General features: G+C 73.3%; 3 protein-coding genes. All 3 read left to right on the top strand.

Features of this window, described 5'->3' with window-relative positions:
* On the top strand, positions 1-770 hold a 770-nt coding region (locus ACWGIU_RS36730; RefSeq protein WP_453712411.1), incomplete at its 5' end, for a DUF2330 domain-containing protein.
* Between the two features lie 176 nt (positions 771-946).
* On the top strand, positions 947-1,456 hold the full coding sequence (locus ACWGIU_RS36725) for a hypothetical protein (protein WP_453712410.1): 510 nt from the start codon (positions 947-949) through the stop codon (positions 1,454-1,456).
* Positions 1,457-1,585: 129 nt separating this feature from the next.
* Positions 1,586-1,978 (top strand): amidase family protein (locus ACWGIU_RS36720; protein ID WP_453712409.1); only part of this gene is annotated, 393 nt, incomplete at its 3' end.

The following is a 1,978-nucleotide window of genomic DNA, read 5'->3' as shown; positions in this document are numbered from 1 at the left end:
ACTTCTGGCCGCGCGAACGCGACTGGCCCTTCTCCTCGACCACGGGGGACAGCGCCGGAGCCCCGATGCCCGGCGCCGCGGCGCCGCCGGTCGGCGTCGTCGGCCGGGAACAGCTCGGCGACTTCGACGTCGCCCGGCTCACCGCCACCGACCCGGACGCCCTGAGGAACTGGCTGGAGAGCAACGGCTTCGCACTCCCCGAGCGCCTCGCCACGGAGGTCAAGCCGTACGTGGACCAGAGCTGGGAGTACGTGGCCGTACGGCTCGCCCCCCGGGAACAGGGCAAGCCGCTGCGGGGGGACCTGGACCCGCTGAGGATCCGCTTCGAGAGCGACCGGCTGGTCTACCCGATGCGGCTCTCCCGCATGGCGAAGACACCGCAATCCCTCGGCCTGTACGTCCTCGCCGACCACCGCATGGAGCCCGCCTCCCCGATCGGCGGCTCCGCACCCGAGGTGACCTTCGCGGGGACCGTCCACCCCGAGCGCGGCCCGCTCGCCGAACTGGCGGGCGCCGAGCCGGTCTTCCTCACCGCCATCGACCAGCGGTTCCCCGTACCGGGGCGGATCGACGCCGACCACGAACTGCGCGCCACCGCCGAGGACACCCCGTACCGCCGGGCGATCTACCACGACAAGCTGCTCACGGCGGGCGGGGTCCCGGTCTGGCTCCTGACGCTGGCGGCCGTCGTGGTGGCACTGACGGCTTCGGCCGTCGCGGTGCTCCGCGTCCGCGGCCGCCGGCCGAACCCCACCGGAGCCGTGGTCTGACCCGGACGGGGTCACGTCGGACCGGGCGGGTACTCACGTCGATGTGAGTACCCGCCCCGATGTGCCGCACCACCCGACCCCGTACGGTCCTGACCATGCCTTCCGTACCGTCCTCTGCTCCAGCGGCGCCGTTCCGGCCGCAGCCGCAGCCGCACCCGCACCCGCGTCCTCGTCCCGTGTACGCGGCGCTGGTACTCGGCGTTGCCGCACTCCTCCTGGCCACCTGCTGGGGCGCGTACCGCTTGTGGAACGGCGCACCGTACCCCGAGGCCGATCCCGCGATCGTCGCCGCCCGGCTCGCCGCCGAGGCCGAGCGCGTCCAGGACGACCTCGCCCTGCCCGCCGACGCCGACTCGCCGCCCGATCGGTTGGAGACGGGTGCCTGTTACTACCGGGGACTGCGTTCCCTCGCCCACATCGACCAGGGCCGCCCGGACGTCCGCAGCTTCGTACTCGACCGGCGGACCACCGGTGTTCCGGAGGACACCGCCCGGACCGCCCAGGAGCGCGTCCGCGCCCGGCTGTCGCAGCAGGGCTGGAAGCTCGTCAGCGAGAACATCTCCGACATGGGTTTCCGGTACGAGGACCGGAGCACCGGCGACCAGGTCGATGTGAACTGGTACGAACCCACCGGGACGCTCGCCGTCAGCATCCACGCCCCCTGCGGGAAGGTCCCCGGCGGGTAGGCGCCCGCCCCGGCGGGCCTGATCCGCACCCCCGGCAGCCACCCCCGCCCCCCGGTCTTGACGCGCGAGCGCCGGGCGACCAGCCTTGCACCCGAGTTACCGACAGGTAAGGGGAAAAGGGTGGTTTCCATGGAAGAGGACGGCGTACGACGGCGCGAACAGGACGAGGACGACGCGGAGTCGATGTTCCAGGGGGTCGCGCGCCAGGCCGAGCTGGTCCGCACCGGCAAGACCACCTCACGCGCCCTCGTCGAAGCCGCGCTGCGCCGCATCGCGCGGACCGACGCCGTCCTCGGCGCCTTCCGCGTCGTCCTCGCCGAGCAGGCCCTCGCCGAGGCCGATGCCCGTGACGCGGCTGAGTCGACCGGTCCGCTCCACGGCGTACCCGTCGCCGTCAAGGACGAGCTGGACGTCGCGGGTCAGGTCACCACCTTCGGCGGCTCCGCCAACCGGACCCCCGTGGCCGCCGATTCCGAAGCGGTACGCCGCCTGCGCGCCGCCGGAGCCGTCGTCATCGGCAAG

It is taken from the genome of Streptomyces sp. NPDC054840, assembly GCF_053611065.1.
This window is presented reverse-complemented; position numbering and strand designations above follow the sequence as displayed.